Below are 14,306 nucleotides of genomic sequence, written 5' to 3'. Positions count from 1 at the left end.
AGGCAGGTGATATTGTGGGAATTATAAGAGTAAGTAAAGACAGAGATAATCCATATGTAGTTTTAAATAAGACTTGTTTGGATGATGTGAAACTAAGTTGGCAAGCAAAAGGATTACATTCATATCTAATTAGCAAGCCCGACCATTGGAAAATCTATGTAAATGATTTGTATAAAAGAAGTAAAAATGGAAGGGATGCTACAGCAAATATTTTAAAAGAACTTATAGAAAATGGATATGTAACAAGAAAACCTTGTAGAGATTCTAATACTAATAAGATGCTTGGAGGATATGATTATCAAGTATATGAGATACCACTTGAAAATCCTCAGAAGCTGAAATCCCGAAAAACTGATTTTCCGGAAACCGGGATTCCCGGAAACCGGGTTTCTCGGAAACCGGAAAACACGGAACTAGCAAGTAATGACTTTAAAGTAAGTAATGATGTTACTACTATTGTTATTAATGAACAATCTGAATCAGATAAAACTGTCTACATAAAAAAATACTTTGAAAAATATATAGGTGTAATTACTCCAAACAACTTTTTAGAGTTACTAGGCTTTCTAGATGATGGAATGGAGTTAGAAGTAATTATAAGGGCTATTGATGAAGCTGTAGGGAGTGGAGTTAAGAACTATAGATATGTAAAGACAATCTTAAATAACTGGATAGAAGCAGGTGTAAAAACTAGTTTAGAACTTACAGAGTATCAGAATGAGTTTGAGAGGAAGAAAAAGAGTAAACAGGAGAAGAAACAGTCTAATAATAAAGTTGTTAATGCTACTAGTAAAAGTAAAAAAACTAACTTTCATAATTTTAATGAAACATTTACTAAGTATTCAAGTGATGAACTAGACGACATCATTAAGAAAAGTCAAAAAGTTAAATTCAAATAAAATAAAATTAAACTTCTAGGAAGTAAATATAATACTACTGCTTCCTAGAAAGGGGGTACAAAATGAGTAAAATATATGCACAAAAAAATGGGTCGTTAAATGATACAGATAGATTAGAAATAGCAAGGTTACTTATAAAGGCAGGTTATACAGTAAGACTCGATAAAGAGAAGGAAAACAATAAGAGTATTAGTTGTGTAGAGTATTTTATAAAAAAAGAAGAATAAGTAGGGGGCTATTTAAATGAATACAATAAATTTAGTTGGAAGATTGGTCGCAGATGCAGAATTGAAGTATCTTCCTAATTCGGGAACACCTAAAATTTTATTTAGAGTTGCAGTAGATAGGAAATACAAAGATAGAGAGGGTAAAAAGAAAGTTGACTTTATACCTTGTGAACAGTTAGGAAAGCATGTGGAAAATCTTGCACAGTATCTTACAAAAGGCAAACAGATATATGTTTTTGGAGAATTAAATATAGATAATTATAAAGATGATAACGCATGTTGGAAAACTATCATTAAAGTTAATGTAAATAGCTTAGAATTACTTTCTAGTAAAGGAGATAGCAATAATCATAAAGAGCAACAGGAATATATACCACCAGGATTAGACCCTCAAGGGTTTCAAGCAATAGATGATGATGATATACCTTTTTAATTAAATTAAATAGTCTAGGGAGTAGTTATACAATATTACTTCCTAGAAGTTAAAAATATTGGAGGGAAAATGGAAGAAGAGTATGGAAAAATCTTTTTAGAGTGTGATGGTGAAAGATTTGAATTTATACAGAACAATTCAACAGAAAAAATCAAGTTAAGTAATAGAAAAACTGATAAATATGAACCATTAACAGGGAAAGGAACTTTTGAGATTATATCTGTAAATGAGTGTTTAAAAAAAGATATGTTGTGGCTTAAAATATTGTATTTATCAGCATCTATAGCAAAAATAATGCAATATAAAATGTTAGGTATTTCAAAATGAGGAGAGCTGAAATGTTGGAAAAGACAAGAAAAAATAAGGTTAATGTTTGTTATAAATGCAGAAATGAAGATATAAGTAAGGATACAAGGTATTGCAAGATTTGTGGAATAGGATTAAGAGTTATGGAATTAGTGAGTGTTTTTAACTTTGAAACAGGAGAAAAAGAATTTTCATTTTTAACAGGTAAAGAATGTCTTATAGATTTTGGAGATTTAAGAGAAGGCAATATGTGTAAGTTATTCTTTGAAAATTCAGAATTAAGAATTATTGGAGTAGAAAATATTTATCAAGATGAAAGAGGTATATTTATTGAAGCTGGTGAGTGTAGCTATGAAATAATATTTAAAGATTTGGAGTGGTAGAATATGGCTAAAATTTGGGTAGATGCAGGAACGTTTTTAGAAAAAACTATTGATATAGAAGATATGTTTGAGCTTAATTTAAGAAAAGTAAGAAAAGCAAATGAAAGTAAGAAAATAAAGCTGAAACTTAATGAATCGAAATTCAAGAAAATAAGGAAAAAACCAACTAATGATACAAAAAGTAAACCTATAAAAGTTTTTAATATTGAAACTGGAGAAGTTAGAATATTTAAAAGTGCAAAGGCTGCAAGTAAATATTTAAAAATTAGTGGAGATTATGCTAGCTGTTTAGCTAGAGATAATAGAGTAACTAGAGAAGGTTGGAAAGCAGAATATATTCAAGGAGTGACAGATGGTATTAGCAAATGTAGAGCAGGTAATTAAATTATCAGAAAAGATAATAAATAAGAAAAAGTGTTCTGTAAATAAAGCTATTGATATAGCTATAAAAATATTGAGTAGATATGAATGTGAGGGGATGTTAGAAAAATGAAATTAAAAGATATTATAAAACTTGGAGAAAAGTATTGTTATTGTCCTAGTTGTGGTAATGACAAGGTTGGAAATGATGAAGACAAGTTAATAGTTGAAGAACACACATATTATAGAGAATGTTCTTGTGGGTTTAATATATTGATTGATGATAGGAAGGATGAGATACAATGCATATTTTAGCTAGTTTACTTTTGATAGGGATTAGTTTTGTAGCAGGGAGGATTTATGAGTATAGAGTGCAAGTGAAAGAGTGTGAAAATTGCGATAATATGGAAGGGGTTAAGAATGACTAACTTTGAAATGATAAAAAATATGAGTAGAAAAGAGTTGGCTGAATTTATAGATAGACTTGGTGGTGATGATTGTTTTTGCGATTATTGTAAATATGGTGTTTGTGATTATTCTTGTTCTGAAGGATATGAAAATTGGCTTAAAAGTGAGGTAGAAGAATAATGAACAAGCTTTATATATGCAGTCCACAAGGACTAGAAGAAGTTGAAATACTGGAGGAAACAAAAGGTAGATATAGAGTAGGAAGGAATGGTCAATACTTAAGAGCTATTAACAAAAATAGGTTGGATATAGAGCGTTTTGATTATGTTGTTTCTTTAAGTAGAGATGTGGCTGTAAAAACTTGGAATGATAGTCTAATTAAAGAAATAGAGAGATTAAAAGGACTTTTATATACAGAAAATATCTAATTAAAACAGTTTAGAGAGTTGCAAAATTTATCTTAATATAAATTATTGTTTAAGTGTTTTGTAACTCTTAAAAGTGAAAATAGAGAGGGGAATAATATAATGGATTTAAATAAAATTATGAATGATGCACTAGCGGAATTAGAAGAAAGTGGATTTGTAGAGGAAACAGTTAAAAATCAATTAGAAGAAACAATAAAAAGAGTTGTGAATGAGGTTTTTGGAAATTGGGGTGATTTTAGTAAAAAGATTGAAAAACATCTAAGTGAAAATATAAATATAAATTTAGATAAATTAGATATACAAAAATATAATGTGCTTGTAGCAACTGCTATAAAAGAAAAGGTAGATACTACAATGAAAGAGCAAGGTATTGAACATTTAAAAAGAAATTTGGATAACATACTTGTAGGTATTGAAAAAGAATACAAAATGAGTGAATTGTTAGAAGAATTGAAAGAAGATAAATACAATCTTGATGAATACTCAGGTGATGAAGATTGTATAACATTTATTCTTGAATCAAGTTCTAATTCAGAATGGGCAAGATGGATAGACTTTGATGAGTGTCCTAATATAAGCAGAAATAATTGTGAATATTCTATACTATTAAGAAACGATGGAACGATTGCATCATTTAGATACCAAAACAGAGAAATATCATCAAAGGATATAATGAACGGATTTGGAAATTTTGGAGATTTGCTATTTAAGATATATGCCCATGGTTCAAAGATAATTTTAGATTGCGGGGACGATACAGATGATTATGACTTAACAAATATTGCTTAAAATTACAGGAGATAATTAGAAAGCTGGAAGGTGCTCATATGACTAATAAAGAAATGTGCGAGTCAAAGAATCTTGGTGAAAGAGAAATATATAAGGAATTTAGGAAAGAGATTTGTGGTAGTTGTATAAATGATAGAGTAGATTGTGAAAGCAAAGATTGTGATATAGCATATGAAAATTGGTTGGATAAGGAGATTGAAAATGAATAAAAGAATCAAATTAAAAAAAAGAATACTTCATAAAAAATGTGATGAAAGATGTTCCAATTATGACTTTGTAATTAGCAATAAGCTTATAACTTGTAATGTGTGTATAGGATGCAGATACAAAGAAAATATGGATAAAGTATGTGAAGAAAACTATAAGGAATTAAAAAAATAAAATAAATAGTCAAGGTAAGTTTGTGAATGAAACTAGAATGCTATAGACTTACTTTGACTTATAAAGAGGCGATTGTATGATACATGAATTAAAAATACTACCCCAATATTTTAAAGAAGTTGTAAATGGGAACAAAACTTTTGAGGTTAGAAAGAATGATAGAAACTTTAAAAAAGGTGATTTGTTGGTACTACAGGAGTTTGATGGAAAGGAATATACAGGTCTTGAGACACGAAAAGAAATTACTTATGTACTTGATAATAGCGATTATCTTCAAAATGGATATGTTGTTTTAGGAATAAAATAAATGTTTTGTGACTAGGGAGTGAGTTTATGAAACGAATAAGATGCAGTTGGTGTGGCAAGGTTGTTTTATCTTAAGGAAAAGTCAAAGGATGTTTATTGTTGTAAGGACTGTAGAAAGAAAGCTAAGAAGGTGAAAAATGAAAGTTAATTTTACAATAGATGGAGAACCAATCGGAAAAGAAAGACCAAGAATGAACTCTATAACTAAAAGGACCTATACACCTAATAAAACTAAAGATTATGAGAATCTTATAAAGTGGCTATATCAATCTAAAGTTAAGTATCATTTTACAGGTTATATAAAAATGACTTTAAGGTGCTATTATTCTATAGCTAAAAGTAATAGTAAAAAGGTTAAAGAGCAGAAAAGAAATAATGCGTTAAGACCTAGTAAGAAACCCGATATTGATAATGTTGTTAAGATTGTGGCTGATGCACTTAATGAGATAGCGTATAAGGATGATACACAGATAGTTGAGGTAGTAGCTAGTAAGTATTATAGTGATAAGCCAAGGATTGAAGTTGTATTGGAAGATGTTATTTAACCAATGGAAAAATTCGTTTGTTAGATTAGGTCCTTAGTTTTTCATAAAAATGTGAAAAAGCTAAATAAAGAATATATCAAATGATAAAGGAGAGATAGACTATGAATGAAAACATAAATAAAGAAATAATAGTACTTGGAACTTTAGAAGTTGAGGGAATGAAATTTCATGACATAGAGGGTGGGTTTGGAAAAGGTAAGAAAGCAATGCTAGTAAAGGATATAGCTGAGATACATAATAGAGAACTTAAACATGTAAATGAGCTAATTAATAGTAATATAAAGAGATTTAAAACAAATGTAGATATTATAGATTTGAAAGTGAGTCGTTCTGAGCGACTAGGTGATTTAAAGGCTAATCCTTCAAAAGGATTAGGTTATGAAGATGTTGGATATAGTAAACAATCTTTTAATCAATCAAGAAATATTTACTTGTTATCTGAGAGAGGTTATTCAAAACTACTTAAAATACTGGAAGATGATAAGGCTTGGGAACAATACGAGAAAATAGTTGATGGATACTTCTCTATGAGAAAAGAATTAAATAATCCTCTTTTAAGTGCATCAAAGGAGTTACAGGCTATATTTATGCTAGATAAGAAACAAGAAGTCTTAGAGATTAAAATAGAGAGTGTTAATGAGAAATTAGAGAATTTTATGGATGATGCACCACTTTTTAACATTGAGTGTGAGTGTATTGTTAAAGAAGTTAAGAGAGTAGCAACAAAATCACTTGGAGGACATGGTAGTAGGGCTTATAAAAATAAGTCTCTAAGAGGTAAAGTTTATAGTGATATATACCACCAGATTAAACGAGAATTTGGAGTAGAAAGTTATAAGGCTATAAAACGTTGTCAGTTAGATAAGGTACTGGAAATAGTAGATAATTATAAGTTACCTACAGTTCTTGAAGAAGAAATAAGATTATTAAACAGTCAATTATCAATAGTAAGCTAAAGAATGAATAGACTTTTACCTTTTAAAAGGTAAAACACTCAATAGTTAATTAAAAGAAAAAAGGAGTGCTTCTTTCACACTCCACTTGTCAAAAATATAAAACTTTTATATACAAATATTATTATAACATAAATAATTGATAGGAGTGTGTGAGTATGTCTAAAACTAAAAAAGAGTTTTTTAATGCAACTAAGAAACAACTTTCTAATTATAAACAATTAAATGCAAATATAATAAAACTAAAAAAAGAAATACAAATGTTAAAAGATAATTCAGTTGGGGATTTAATGAAAGGTGTAAGTTATGATAGTGTCAAAACAGGAAAAACAAACAAAACTAGTAATATGATTGAGGATGCTATTGTTAATGTATCAGATTTAATAACAGAAAAAGAAATAGATTTATATGAGTCAGAAATAATTAAATCTACAATAGATTTAGCTATAAGGAACTTAAAACCTATACACAAACAAATCATAACATACAAATATATTGAAGGCTTAGAATGGAGTTTAATAGTTGATAAGGTATATTTAGAAGAAAGGCAATTGAGAGAAAGAGCTAATCAAGCTATAAATTCAATATCAATAGCATTATTTGGAAAGAAAGCATTAATAGAGCAGGAACCACTTTTTGAATTGTTAGATTACAGACTAAATTAGATTATGAATTTTAATTGCCGAAAATGTGCCGTTTTTTTAATTTTAGACATGAGATAATAGTATTGTGGAAATGAAAAATTTCCCTCTCAAAACTAAATAATTGGCTAGGGTTAAGGGATTGCCCTAGTCATTATGAACAGACTAGGCAGGGCATGAGGATGCTGTTAGTTCAATTCTAACTATGTTCAAAAGGTTTTATTAATACACTATATGTAGATATATTGGATTAAAACGGAATTTAATTCAATTGTCTGAAAGAGTGGGGCTTGGTAACCTCACTCACCATGCAGGTGCTGGTGTTTAATCTAGGTTCGATTCCTAGAACTTGCTCCCTTAAAGAATATGTACCTCCCCCATAAAAAGACTAAGTTTGGGTAAGCTTAGTCTTTTATTTTTTTTAAGAAGGAAAATGGATTTAATTGTTGTATTTTATATAAAAAAGAGGATGTGAGCTAATGTGGGGATATTAGAAGGTGCTGAGTTAATTAGAGATATAGCACAGAAAATTGCTATAGAAAAAGGGATAACAGAGCAAGAAGCTTGGAATGAAGCTATAAAAGAGTTTGAAGAAAAATATGAGTGTTTAGTTTAAAGAGTCATCTTTGCAGGTGGCTCTTTTATTATATTTAAATTTTAAAAAGGAGGTCTTAAATTGAACAAAAGAGAAGTTGTTTATCTTAATTTAGAAGATATAAAACCTTATGAGAATAACCCTCGAAACAATGAGTATGCAGTTGGAAAAGTAGTTAATTCAATTAAAGAATTTGGTTTCAATAATCCAATCACAGTTGATAAAAATTATGTGATTGTTACAGGGCATACAAGGTATGAGGCTTCTAAAATACTTGATTTGAAGCAAGTACCATGCTTAATTTTAAAAGATTTGACAGAAGAAGAAATAAAAGGTTATAGATTAGCTGATAATAAGACAAGTGAATTTTCAGATTGGGAGTTTGATAAATTAACAAAAGAATTAGCTGAAATAGAAAATATTGATATGAGTAGTTTGGGATTCAACATACAAATGTTTGAAGATTTAGGAGTTATTGATGCAGATTTTATATTAGATGAAGAATTAGAAGAAAAAGAGAAAAAAGCTAAAATAGTAAAATGCCCACATTGCAATGGGGAGTTTGAAATATAAAAATGAGGATATTTTTAGCAGCAACAAAAAGTGGAATGAATAAAGAGTTAAAAGAAAAAACAATAGAGAAGTGTAAACCACTTTATATACTTGAAACTTTTTTTAATAAAGAAAAGGCGTGTTTAGAAGCTATGAATATAGTAGGAAATGAGAATTTCTTATTAGATTCGGGTGCATTTTCTTTTATGAATGGTACAGAAATCTCAAAACAAGAAATGGAAAACTATATTGATAGATATATAAAGTTCATTAAGGACTATAATATAAAATATTTCTTTGAAGTAGATGTAGATGTGATTTTTGGGCTGGAACAAGTAGAAAAATGGACTAAAAAAATAGAAAGTGAAGTAGGTAGACAATGTATTCCTGTATGGCATAAAAGTCGGGGAGTAGAATACTGGAAAAAGTTATGTGCAACATATAAATATATTGCAGTTGGAGGATTTGCAATAAATGATATAAAAAAACAAGAGTATCCTTTAATACAAAAAATGGTTGAGTATGCGTATCAGAAAGGTGTAAAAGTTCATGGATTAGGATTTACTAAGACAAAGATATTAAAATCATTTAAGTTTTATAGTGTTGACAGCAGTAGTTGGACTATAGGGGCAAGTATTGGTCAGCAATTATATACATTTAAAAATGGAGATATACATATAAGAAGGTTAGAAAAAGAAGGTAATAAGAAAACTGATTTAAAAAAATTAGTAGCTCATAGCATGTGCGAGTGGGTTAAATATCAAAAATTTATGGATGGAGTGAGATGGTGAAAAAGACAGAAAGAAATTTAACATTATTAAATTGTGTATTTGTAACAAGTTTAGTGGTTTCTAATATTGTTGCAGGAAAGGTGATTGATGTATTTGGGTTAATTGTTCCTGCCGCGGTTGTAGCATATCCACTAACTTTTTTGTGTACAGATATAATCGGAGAAATATGGGGCAAAGAAGAAGCTAACAGAACAGTCAAAAGAGGTATTTTAATGCAGTTATTTAGTCTTTTATTAATTACAATAGCAATAGCCCTTCCAAGTGCAAGTTTTGCACAAGAATATGGAAATAATCTAAAAGTAGTGTTAGGGCAGAATGTAAGATTTGTATTAGCTAGTTTAATAGCTTATATATTAGCTCAAAGTAATGATGTATTTATATTTCATAAGTTAAAAGAGCGATTTAATGGAAAACATAAGTGGCTAAGGAACAATGCTAGTACTATGTTAAGCCAGTTGATAGACACATCTATTTTCATTACGATTGGATTTTGGGGTACTGTTCCAAATCTACTAGTAATGATATTAAGTCAATATGTAGTTAAGTTCTTCTTAGCTTTAGCAGATACTCCATTCTTTTATTTATTGACAAGAGAAGAAATAAAAGTAGATAAACAAGCTTAATAATAAAAAATAAGATTCAAACGAATATAGAAATAATGAGGTGGTGGTGTGGCAAAAGCTAGAAGCCCCAACAGGGATAAAGCACTTAATTTATATATAGAACGCAATGGAAATATAACAAACAGAGAAATATCAGAAATATTAAAAGAAAATGAAAAGACTATTAGCAACTGGAAGTGTAGAGACAAATGGAATGTAGTACTACGAAAAGGTGAATGTAGTACTACAAAGAAAAGAGGGGGACAAATTGGCAATAAAAATGCTGTTGGCAATGGTGCTCCAAAAGGGAATAAAAATAGATTAAAAGATGGAATATATGAAAAAATATTCTTTAACACTCTAACAGATGAAGAAATAGAGTTGATAAAAAGTGAAAATAAAGATGAAATACACAGACTTGAATTAGAAATAAGTCTGCTTACAGTTAGAGAACACAGACATATGAAAAGAATAAAGCAGTATGAAGAAAAAGTTGATAAAATTACGCTAGAAAGCATAGATAAAAGAACTTTAAAGATAGAAGGTAATTTACTAAAAGATAATGAGCAGACACAGACAGAAACTGTTACAAGAGCAGTTTCTATATTTGAAAGAGTACAAAAGCTAGAAGCTGAACTAACTAAGATACAAAAAGAAAAAGCTAAGAACATTGAAAGATTACAGAAGTTAAAAATGGATAAAAAGAGATTTGAATTAGAAATAGACAATAACAATAAAGATGACTCAAAAACTTGGGTTGAAGCTATACAAAATATTGCAATGAAACGTGGTGTTAACAATGAATAAAGCTTTATTAACACTATTAGACTGTTATTGGGATAATCCTGTTTGGTTTGCAGAAGATATGCTAAATTTCAAAGCTGATAAGTGGCAATCTGATGTTTTAATGTCTTTAGCTCAAAATGATAAAGTATCAATTAGAAGTGGTCAAGGTGTAGGCAAAACTGGCTTAGAAAGTGTTGCAACTGTATGGTATTTAAGTACTAGACCTTTTCCGAAAGTAGTTGCTACAGCTCCAACAAGACAACAACTGTATGATGTATTGTGGGCAGAAATAGCTAAGTGGCTAAGCAATAGCAAGGTTGAGAAACTTCTTGAATGGACTAAAACAAAAGTGTATATGAAAGGTTTTGAAGAAAGATGGTGGGCTACAGCTAGAACAGCAGTAAAGCCTGAGAATATGCAAGGTTTCCATGAAGATTATATGTTATTTGTTGTTGATGAAGCTTCGGGAGTTGCTGACCCAATTATGGAAGCTATATTGGGAACATTATCGGGTGCAGAAAATAAGCTTCTTTTATGCGGAAATCCAACTCGAACAAGCGGAACATTTTATGATAGTCATAATAGGGATAGAGATTTATATAAGACATTTAAAGTATCTTCTTTAGACAGTCCTAGAACCTCGAAAGATAATATTGAAATGTTAAAAAGAAAGTATCATGAAGGCTCTGACCCATGGCGTGTTAGAGTTCTTGGAGAGTTCCCAAAAGGTGAAAGTGATTCGTTAATATCGTTAGAAGCTGTTGAAACAAGTACTATAAGAGATGTAAATATATCTAATGATTATGTATTAAATATAGGTGCAGATATAGCAAGATATGGCGATGATGAAACCATAATAGCTCCAAGAATAGGTGGAAAAGTATTTGATTTATTAACTTATTCAAAAAAAGATACAATGGAAACAGTAGGAAATATATTAAGAGCAGTTGATAAATTTAAAAATATGTATCATCAAATTAACAGAGTAAAAATAAAAACGGATGATGATGGCTTAGGTGCAGGTGTAACAGATAGATTAAAAGAGGTTATAAGACAAGAAAAACTTAAATATGAAGTTATACCTATTCAAAATGGTTCTGGTGCTATAGAGAAAGATAAGTACTATAATAAAGCTTCTGAAATGTGGGATAACATGAGGGAAGAATTAGATGCAAATTTAAGCAGTTTTATACAAAATAAAGAAGCTATAATACAGCTTCCCGATGATGACAAACTTATTAAACAATTATCAAATAGAAAATATACAGTAGATTCAAAAGGAAAAATACAAATAGAAAGTAAAAAGGAAATGAAAAAAAGAATTGGAGAATCGCCCGATAGAGCTGATGCAGTAATATATTCGTTTGCAGAAAATAACAATACTGATTTATCTTTATTGAAAGGGGGTAGTGTATGGGGATAATATCTTATGTAAAAAAGCTATTTAAAAGACCTACAGGAGAGATTATGCGTATGTCTAGTGGAAACATTGGTGTATATAAATTAGACGATTCTAGAGTTGATTATGAGTTAGCAAGAGAACTGTATCAAAATAAGAATGCTAATTACAAATTAGGTTCTAGTTTTGTTAGACCGATTGTCAATTCAACAACTGGTTTTATGGGTGTACCTCATTTTCAAATAGAAGATGAAGAAGCTCAATATATATTAGATGAATTTGTTTTAGATAACACATCTAAAATGCTGAAAACACATGCAGATAGTTTAAAGCAAGGTGATTGTTATATTTGGATAACTAGAGAAGAAAGAGAAAATCCTTTATATCCTGATAAAAAAGTTAGATTAATATATAACTTCATATCACCCGAAGAAGTAAAAGAAATAATATTAGACCCTACAACAAAAGAGCCTATAGCTTATATATTAGAAAGTCAAAATGAATGGACTGACTTAGAAGAAAACAAGAGGAGGGCTAAGGTAAAACAAATAATAACTGCTGAAAGTAGAATTGTTGAGGTTGAAGGTGATAAGATAGAAGGTTTAGAGGAAGGGGAAACGCCTAATGTATGGGGCTTTATACCAATAATACATTTTAAAAATGAAGCTGATGAAACATTGAAATATGGGCAAAGCGATATAGAACCAATAGAACCTCTTTTAAAAGCTTATCATGATGTTATGTTACATGCGTTAAAAGGTAGCAAAATGCACTCTACTCCAAAACTAAAGTTGAAATTAACTGATGTTGCAAGTTTTTTAGCACATAATTTTGGTGTTGAAGACCCTGTTAAATTTGCAAAAGAAGGTGGAAAGATAAATCTTGATGGACATGAGATATTATTTTTAAATAAAGATGAAGAAGCTGAGTTCGTGGAAGTAAAGTCAGCTATAGGTGATGCTAAGGAGCTTTTAAAGCTTCTTTTTTATTGCATAGTAGATGTATCTGAAACACCCGAGTTTATATTTGGAGTACATACTCCTAGTGCTTTAGCTTCTGTAAAAGAGCAAATGCCTATTATGGTAAATAAGATAAGAAGAAAAAGAGAACAATTTACAAATAGTTGGCAATTACTTGCAAGAATGATTTTAATAATGAGTTCTAATTCTAGTGGTATGAAATATTCATCTTATGATGTGACTATAGGTTGGGATGAAGTAAATCCACGAGATGACAAAGACTTAGCTGAAACATTAGAAAAAGTATGTAGTGCATTAGATAAAGCTTTAGAAGGTGGATTTATTAGTGAAGAATCAACAGTAAATTTTTTAGCTCAATATATAGATACAATGAGCAATTATATAAGTGATGACCCTGAAATAGTTGGAGAAAGAGAAAAGATAATAAAAACTAAAATGTTAAAATACAGATTGGATGATTCTAAAGGCTTAGATGATGAGTCAAATGAAATTGACAAGGAAATAGATAAAATAAAGGACAATAATGACAATGGATAAAAGTACTTTGAAATTAATAACTGTTGCAGGGGAGTACAAGAAATGGGCATTAGAAGCTAGAAAAAAATTTATAGATTTAAGACTCAGACAAGATGATGAAATAAGAGTAATGTATATTAACATAACAAGAAATATTACAAAAGAAATAAGAAAAGGAAATCTTTCAGAGTTCAATAAGACTAGATTAAAACAGGTACTAAAACAATTAACAAAAGAAATAAAAATATTAAATGAACAACTGGTTTTTAATTTTGACGAATATTTAAATAAAAATGTTGAAACAGCTACTAGTTACTCTAAAAACATTTTAATTAATGCAGTTGAGACAGCTCAAATAACCAAAGTAACTAAATCTATGATACAAAAAGCTTTTTATGATATTAATATAAGAACTGTAGAAGCTTATTATGCAAGAGTTAAAGATGGTTTATTTTTATCCGATAGAATTTGGTCTAAGTGTAAGAAGTACAGAGACGATATGAAAATTATATTACAAACAGCAGTAACAGAAGGTCAAGACTGTGTTAAAACTGCTAAGATGTTAGACAAATATGTTTTAAAAGGTAAGAAAACTTTAGTTGACGAATATCCAAATATGATTAAAAGAATAGGAAATAGAGTACCTCAAAATATAAGTTATGAAGCTTTAAGGTTAGCAAGAACTGAAATGACATCAGCTTACGGCGATGGGGTTTTAGCTTCTGCAATGATTAATCCTGCAACTATTGGTATTCAATTTATGTTATCCATGGCACATCCTCATACAGATATATGCGACGAAATATGTGGAGAGGATAATTTTGGTTTGGGTAAAGGTGTTTATCCTATAAATGAAGTTCCTGTATATCCATTTCACCCTCATTGTTTGTGTATTATGATTACAGTAGTTCAACCACTTGATGTGTTAGTTAATAGATTGAAAAATTGGAATAAAAATCCTATGGATGATGTGCCTCTTGAAATGTGGTATCAAGATGTGTATGGAAATATTGGTTTTTAAATTGA

The 14,306-nt window shown here is 29.5% G+C and carries 26 protein-coding genes; all 26 read left to right on the top strand.

The features are described 5' to 3' along the window. The first annotated feature begins 14 nt into the window (after positions 1-14). Positions 15-899, top strand: coding sequence for a DnaD domain-containing protein (locus IC219_RS16975; RefSeq protein WP_227853359.1), 885 nt, complete (start codon positions 15-17; stop codon positions 897-899). A 62-nt stretch (positions 900-961) separates the two neighbouring features. Further along, positions 962-1,126: a resolvase gene (locus IC219_RS16970; RefSeq protein ID WP_223195649.1), complete on the top strand. Its 165-nt coding sequence runs from the start codon at positions 962-964 to the stop codon at positions 1,124-1,126. Between the two features lie 16 nt (positions 1,127-1,142). Beyond that, positions 1,143-1,559 (top strand): single-stranded DNA-binding protein, encoded by a 417-nt coding sequence (locus tag IC219_RS16965; RefSeq protein WP_227853358.1) that lies wholly within the window; start codon positions 1,143-1,145, stop codon positions 1,557-1,559. A gap of 69 nt (positions 1,560-1,628) precedes the next feature. After that, a complete protein-coding gene (locus IC219_RS16960; RefSeq protein WP_227482709.1) occupies positions 1,629-1,886 on the top strand; it encodes a hypothetical protein in 258 nt (85 codons plus the stop codon). An 11-nt stretch (positions 1,887-1,897) separates the two neighbouring features. Beyond that, positions 1,898-2,248: a hypothetical protein gene (locus tag IC219_RS16955; protein ID WP_227853357.1), complete on the top strand. Its 351-nt coding sequence runs from the start codon at positions 1,898-1,900 to the stop codon at positions 2,246-2,248. Positions 2,249-2,251: 3 nt separating this feature from the next. Beyond that, positions 2,252-2,632 (top strand): NUMOD1 domain-containing DNA-binding protein, encoded by a 381-nt coding sequence (locus IC219_RS16950; protein ID WP_227853356.1) that lies wholly within the window; start codon positions 2,252-2,254, stop codon positions 2,630-2,632. After that, on the top strand, positions 2,601-2,741 hold the full coding sequence (locus IC219_RS16945; protein ID WP_227853355.1) for a hypothetical protein: 141 nt from the start codon (positions 2,601-2,603) through the stop codon (positions 2,739-2,741). The genes IC219_RS16950 and IC219_RS16945 overlap by 32 nt, the downstream gene beginning before the upstream one ends. Then, positions 2,738-2,923, top strand: coding sequence for a DUF3797 domain-containing protein (locus IC219_RS16940; protein WP_227853354.1), 186 nt, complete (start codon positions 2,738-2,740; stop codon positions 2,921-2,923). Before IC219_RS16945 ends, IC219_RS16940 begins: the two co-directional genes overlap by 4 nt. Beyond that, entirely contained in the window at positions 2,911-3,036 is a 126-nt protein-coding gene (locus IC219_RS21805) for a hypothetical protein (protein WP_255613041.1), read from the top strand. Before IC219_RS16940 ends, IC219_RS21805 begins: the two co-directional genes overlap by 13 nt. Further along, complete coding sequence (locus tag IC219_RS16935; RefSeq protein WP_227853353.1) at positions 3,029-3,196, top strand: hypothetical protein; 168 nt, start codon at positions 3,029-3,031, stop codon at positions 3,194-3,196. The genes IC219_RS21805 and IC219_RS16935 overlap by 8 nt, the downstream gene beginning before the upstream one ends. Continuing rightward, a complete protein-coding gene (locus IC219_RS16930; protein WP_227853352.1) occupies positions 3,196-3,444 on the top strand; it encodes a hypothetical protein in 249 nt (82 codons plus the stop codon). Before IC219_RS16935 ends, IC219_RS16930 begins: the two co-directional genes overlap by 1 nt. A 99-nt stretch (positions 3,445-3,543) precedes the next feature. Continuing rightward, on the top strand, positions 3,544-4,233 hold the full coding sequence (locus IC219_RS16925; protein ID WP_227853351.1) for a hypothetical protein: 690 nt from the start codon (positions 3,544-3,546) through the stop codon (positions 4,231-4,233). A gap of 38 nt (positions 4,234-4,271) precedes the next feature. Continuing rightward, the gene (locus IC219_RS16920) at positions 4,272-4,442 is read left to right on the top strand and encodes a hypothetical protein (RefSeq protein ID WP_227482696.1); all 171 of its coding nucleotides are present in this window, start codon (positions 4,272-4,274) and stop codon (positions 4,440-4,442) included. Next, positions 4,435-4,614, top strand: coding sequence for a hypothetical protein (locus IC219_RS16915; RefSeq protein ID WP_227853350.1), 180 nt, complete (start codon positions 4,435-4,437; stop codon positions 4,612-4,614). Before IC219_RS16920 ends, IC219_RS16915 begins: the two co-directional genes overlap by 8 nt. Positions 4,615-4,690: 76 nt before the next feature. Further along, positions 4,691-4,921, top strand: a complete 231-nt coding sequence (locus IC219_RS16910) for an ASCH/PUA domain-containing protein (protein WP_074438836.1) — start codon at positions 4,691-4,693, stop codon at positions 4,919-4,921. Between the two features lie 136 nt (positions 4,922-5,057). Then, positions 5,058-5,465, top strand: a complete 408-nt coding sequence (locus IC219_RS16905; protein ID WP_227853349.1) for a RusA family crossover junction endodeoxyribonuclease — start codon at positions 5,058-5,060, stop codon at positions 5,463-5,465. 101 nt (positions 5,466-5,566) lie between these two features. Further along, complete coding sequence (locus tag IC219_RS16900) at positions 5,567-6,421, top strand: ORF6C domain-containing protein (RefSeq protein WP_227853348.1); 855 nt, start codon at positions 5,567-5,569, stop codon at positions 6,419-6,421. 155 nt (positions 6,422-6,576) lie between these two features. After that, complete coding sequence (locus IC219_RS16895) at positions 6,577-7,083, top strand: hypothetical protein (protein WP_227853347.1); 507 nt, start codon at positions 6,577-6,579, stop codon at positions 7,081-7,083. 457 nt (positions 7,084-7,540) lie between these two features. Further along, positions 7,541-7,675 (top strand): hypothetical protein, encoded by a 135-nt coding sequence (locus IC219_RS21800; RefSeq protein WP_413926964.1) that lies wholly within the window; start codon positions 7,541-7,543, stop codon positions 7,673-7,675. A 60-nt stretch (positions 7,676-7,735) separates the two neighbouring features. Then, a complete protein-coding gene (locus tag IC219_RS16890) occupies positions 7,736-8,227 on the top strand; it encodes a ParB N-terminal domain-containing protein (RefSeq protein ID WP_227853346.1) in 492 nt (163 codons plus the stop codon). 2 nt (positions 8,228-8,229) lie between these two features. Beyond that, positions 8,230-8,997: a hypothetical protein gene (locus IC219_RS16885; RefSeq protein WP_227853345.1), complete on the top strand. Its 768-nt coding sequence runs from the start codon at positions 8,230-8,232 to the stop codon at positions 8,995-8,997. After that, a complete protein-coding gene (locus IC219_RS16880) occupies positions 8,991-9,620 on the top strand; it encodes a queuosine precursor transporter (RefSeq protein WP_227853344.1) in 630 nt (209 codons plus the stop codon). Before IC219_RS16885 ends, IC219_RS16880 begins: the two co-directional genes overlap by 7 nt. Positions 9,621-9,668: 48 nt before the next feature. Then, a complete protein-coding gene (gene terS / locus IC219_RS16875; RefSeq protein ID WP_227483500.1) occupies positions 9,669-10,406 on the top strand; it encodes a phage terminase small subunit in 738 nt (245 codons plus the stop codon). Continuing rightward, complete coding sequence (locus IC219_RS16870; RefSeq protein ID WP_227824567.1) at positions 10,399-11,808, top strand: DEAD/DEAH box helicase family protein; 1,410 nt, start codon at positions 10,399-10,401, stop codon at positions 11,806-11,808. Before terS ends, IC219_RS16870 begins: the two co-directional genes overlap by 8 nt. Next, positions 11,799-13,301, top strand: a complete 1,503-nt coding sequence (locus IC219_RS16865; protein WP_227824566.1) for a phage portal protein — start codon at positions 11,799-11,801, stop codon at positions 13,299-13,301. The genes IC219_RS16870 and IC219_RS16865 overlap by 10 nt, the downstream gene beginning before the upstream one ends. Beyond that, complete coding sequence (locus IC219_RS16860; RefSeq protein WP_227824565.1) at positions 13,294-14,301, top strand: hypothetical protein; 1,008 nt, start codon at positions 13,294-13,296, stop codon at positions 14,299-14,301. Before IC219_RS16865 ends, IC219_RS16860 begins: the two co-directional genes overlap by 8 nt. The last annotated feature ends 5 nt before the right edge of the window (positions 14,302-14,306 follow it).

This window comes from Clostridioides sp. ES-W-0018-02, assembly GCF_020658175.1.
In the GTDB taxonomy this organism is placed as follows: domain Bacteria; phylum Bacillota; class Clostridia; order Peptostreptococcales; family Peptostreptococcaceae; genus Clostridioides.
The sequence above is the reverse complement of the archived record's forward strand: the minus strand, read 5'-3'. Positions and strand labels throughout refer to the sequence as shown.

Coding starts and splice junctions, on each gene's coding strand:
- IC219_RS16970 (WP_223195649.1), top strand. CDS start 962: ATGAGTAAAATATATGCACAAAAAAATGGGTCGTTAAATGATACAGAT.
- IC219_RS16965 (WP_227853358.1), top strand. CDS start 1,143: ATGAATACAATAAATTTAGTTGGAAGATTGGTCGCAGATGCAGAATTG.
- IC219_RS16960 (WP_227482709.1), top strand. CDS start 1,629: ATGGAAGAAGAGTATGGAAAAATCTTTTTAGAGTGTGATGGTGAAAGA.
- IC219_RS16955 (WP_227853357.1), top strand. CDS start 1,898: ATGTTGGAAAAGACAAGAAAAAATAAGGTTAATGTTTGTTATAAATGC.
- IC219_RS16950 (WP_227853356.1), top strand. CDS start 2,252: ATGGCTAAAATTTGGGTAGATGCAGGAACGTTTTTAGAAAAAACTATT.
- IC219_RS16945 (WP_227853355.1), top strand. CDS start 2,601: ATGGTATTAGCAAATGTAGAGCAGGTAATTAAATTATCAGAAAAGATA.
- IC219_RS16940 (WP_227853354.1), top strand. CDS start 2,738: ATGAAATTAAAAGATATTATAAAACTTGGAGAAAAGTATTGTTATTGT.
- IC219_RS21805 (WP_255613041.1), top strand. CDS start 2,911: ATGCATATTTTAGCTAGTTTACTTTTGATAGGGATTAGTTTTGTAGCA.
- IC219_RS16935 (WP_227853353.1), top strand. CDS start 3,029: ATGACTAACTTTGAAATGATAAAAAATATGAGTAGAAAAGAGTTGGCT.
- IC219_RS16930 (WP_227853352.1), top strand. CDS start 3,196: ATGAACAAGCTTTATATATGCAGTCCACAAGGACTAGAAGAAGTTGAA.
- IC219_RS16925 (WP_227853351.1), top strand. CDS start 3,544: ATGGATTTAAATAAAATTATGAATGATGCACTAGCGGAATTAGAAGAA.
- IC219_RS16920 (WP_227482696.1), top strand. CDS start 4,272: ATGACTAATAAAGAAATGTGCGAGTCAAAGAATCTTGGTGAAAGAGAA.
- IC219_RS16915 (WP_227853350.1), top strand. CDS start 4,435: ATGAATAAAAGAATCAAATTAAAAAAAAGAATACTTCATAAAAAATGT.
- IC219_RS16910 (WP_074438836.1), top strand. CDS start 4,691: ATGATACATGAATTAAAAATACTACCCCAATATTTTAAAGAAGTTGTA.
- IC219_RS16905 (WP_227853349.1), top strand. CDS start 5,058: ATGAAAGTTAATTTTACAATAGATGGAGAACCAATCGGAAAAGAAAGA.
- IC219_RS16900 (WP_227853348.1), top strand. CDS start 5,567: ATGAATGAAAACATAAATAAAGAAATAATAGTACTTGGAACTTTAGAA.
- IC219_RS16895 (WP_227853347.1), top strand. CDS start 6,577: ATGTCTAAAACTAAAAAAGAGTTTTTTAATGCAACTAAGAAACAACTT.
- IC219_RS16885 (WP_227853345.1), top strand. CDS start 8,230: ATGAGGATATTTTTAGCAGCAACAAAAAGTGGAATGAATAAAGAGTTA.
- IC219_RS16880 (WP_227853344.1), top strand. CDS start 8,991: ATGGTGAAAAAGACAGAAAGAAATTTAACATTATTAAATTGTGTATTT.
- IC219_RS16870 (WP_227824567.1), top strand. CDS start 10,399: ATGAATAAAGCTTTATTAACACTATTAGACTGTTATTGGGATAATCCT.
- IC219_RS16865 (WP_227824566.1), top strand. CDS start 11,799: ATGGGGATAATATCTTATGTAAAAAAGCTATTTAAAAGACCTACAGGA.
- IC219_RS16860 (WP_227824565.1), top strand. CDS start 13,294: ATGGATAAAAGTACTTTGAAATTAATAACTGTTGCAGGGGAGTACAAG.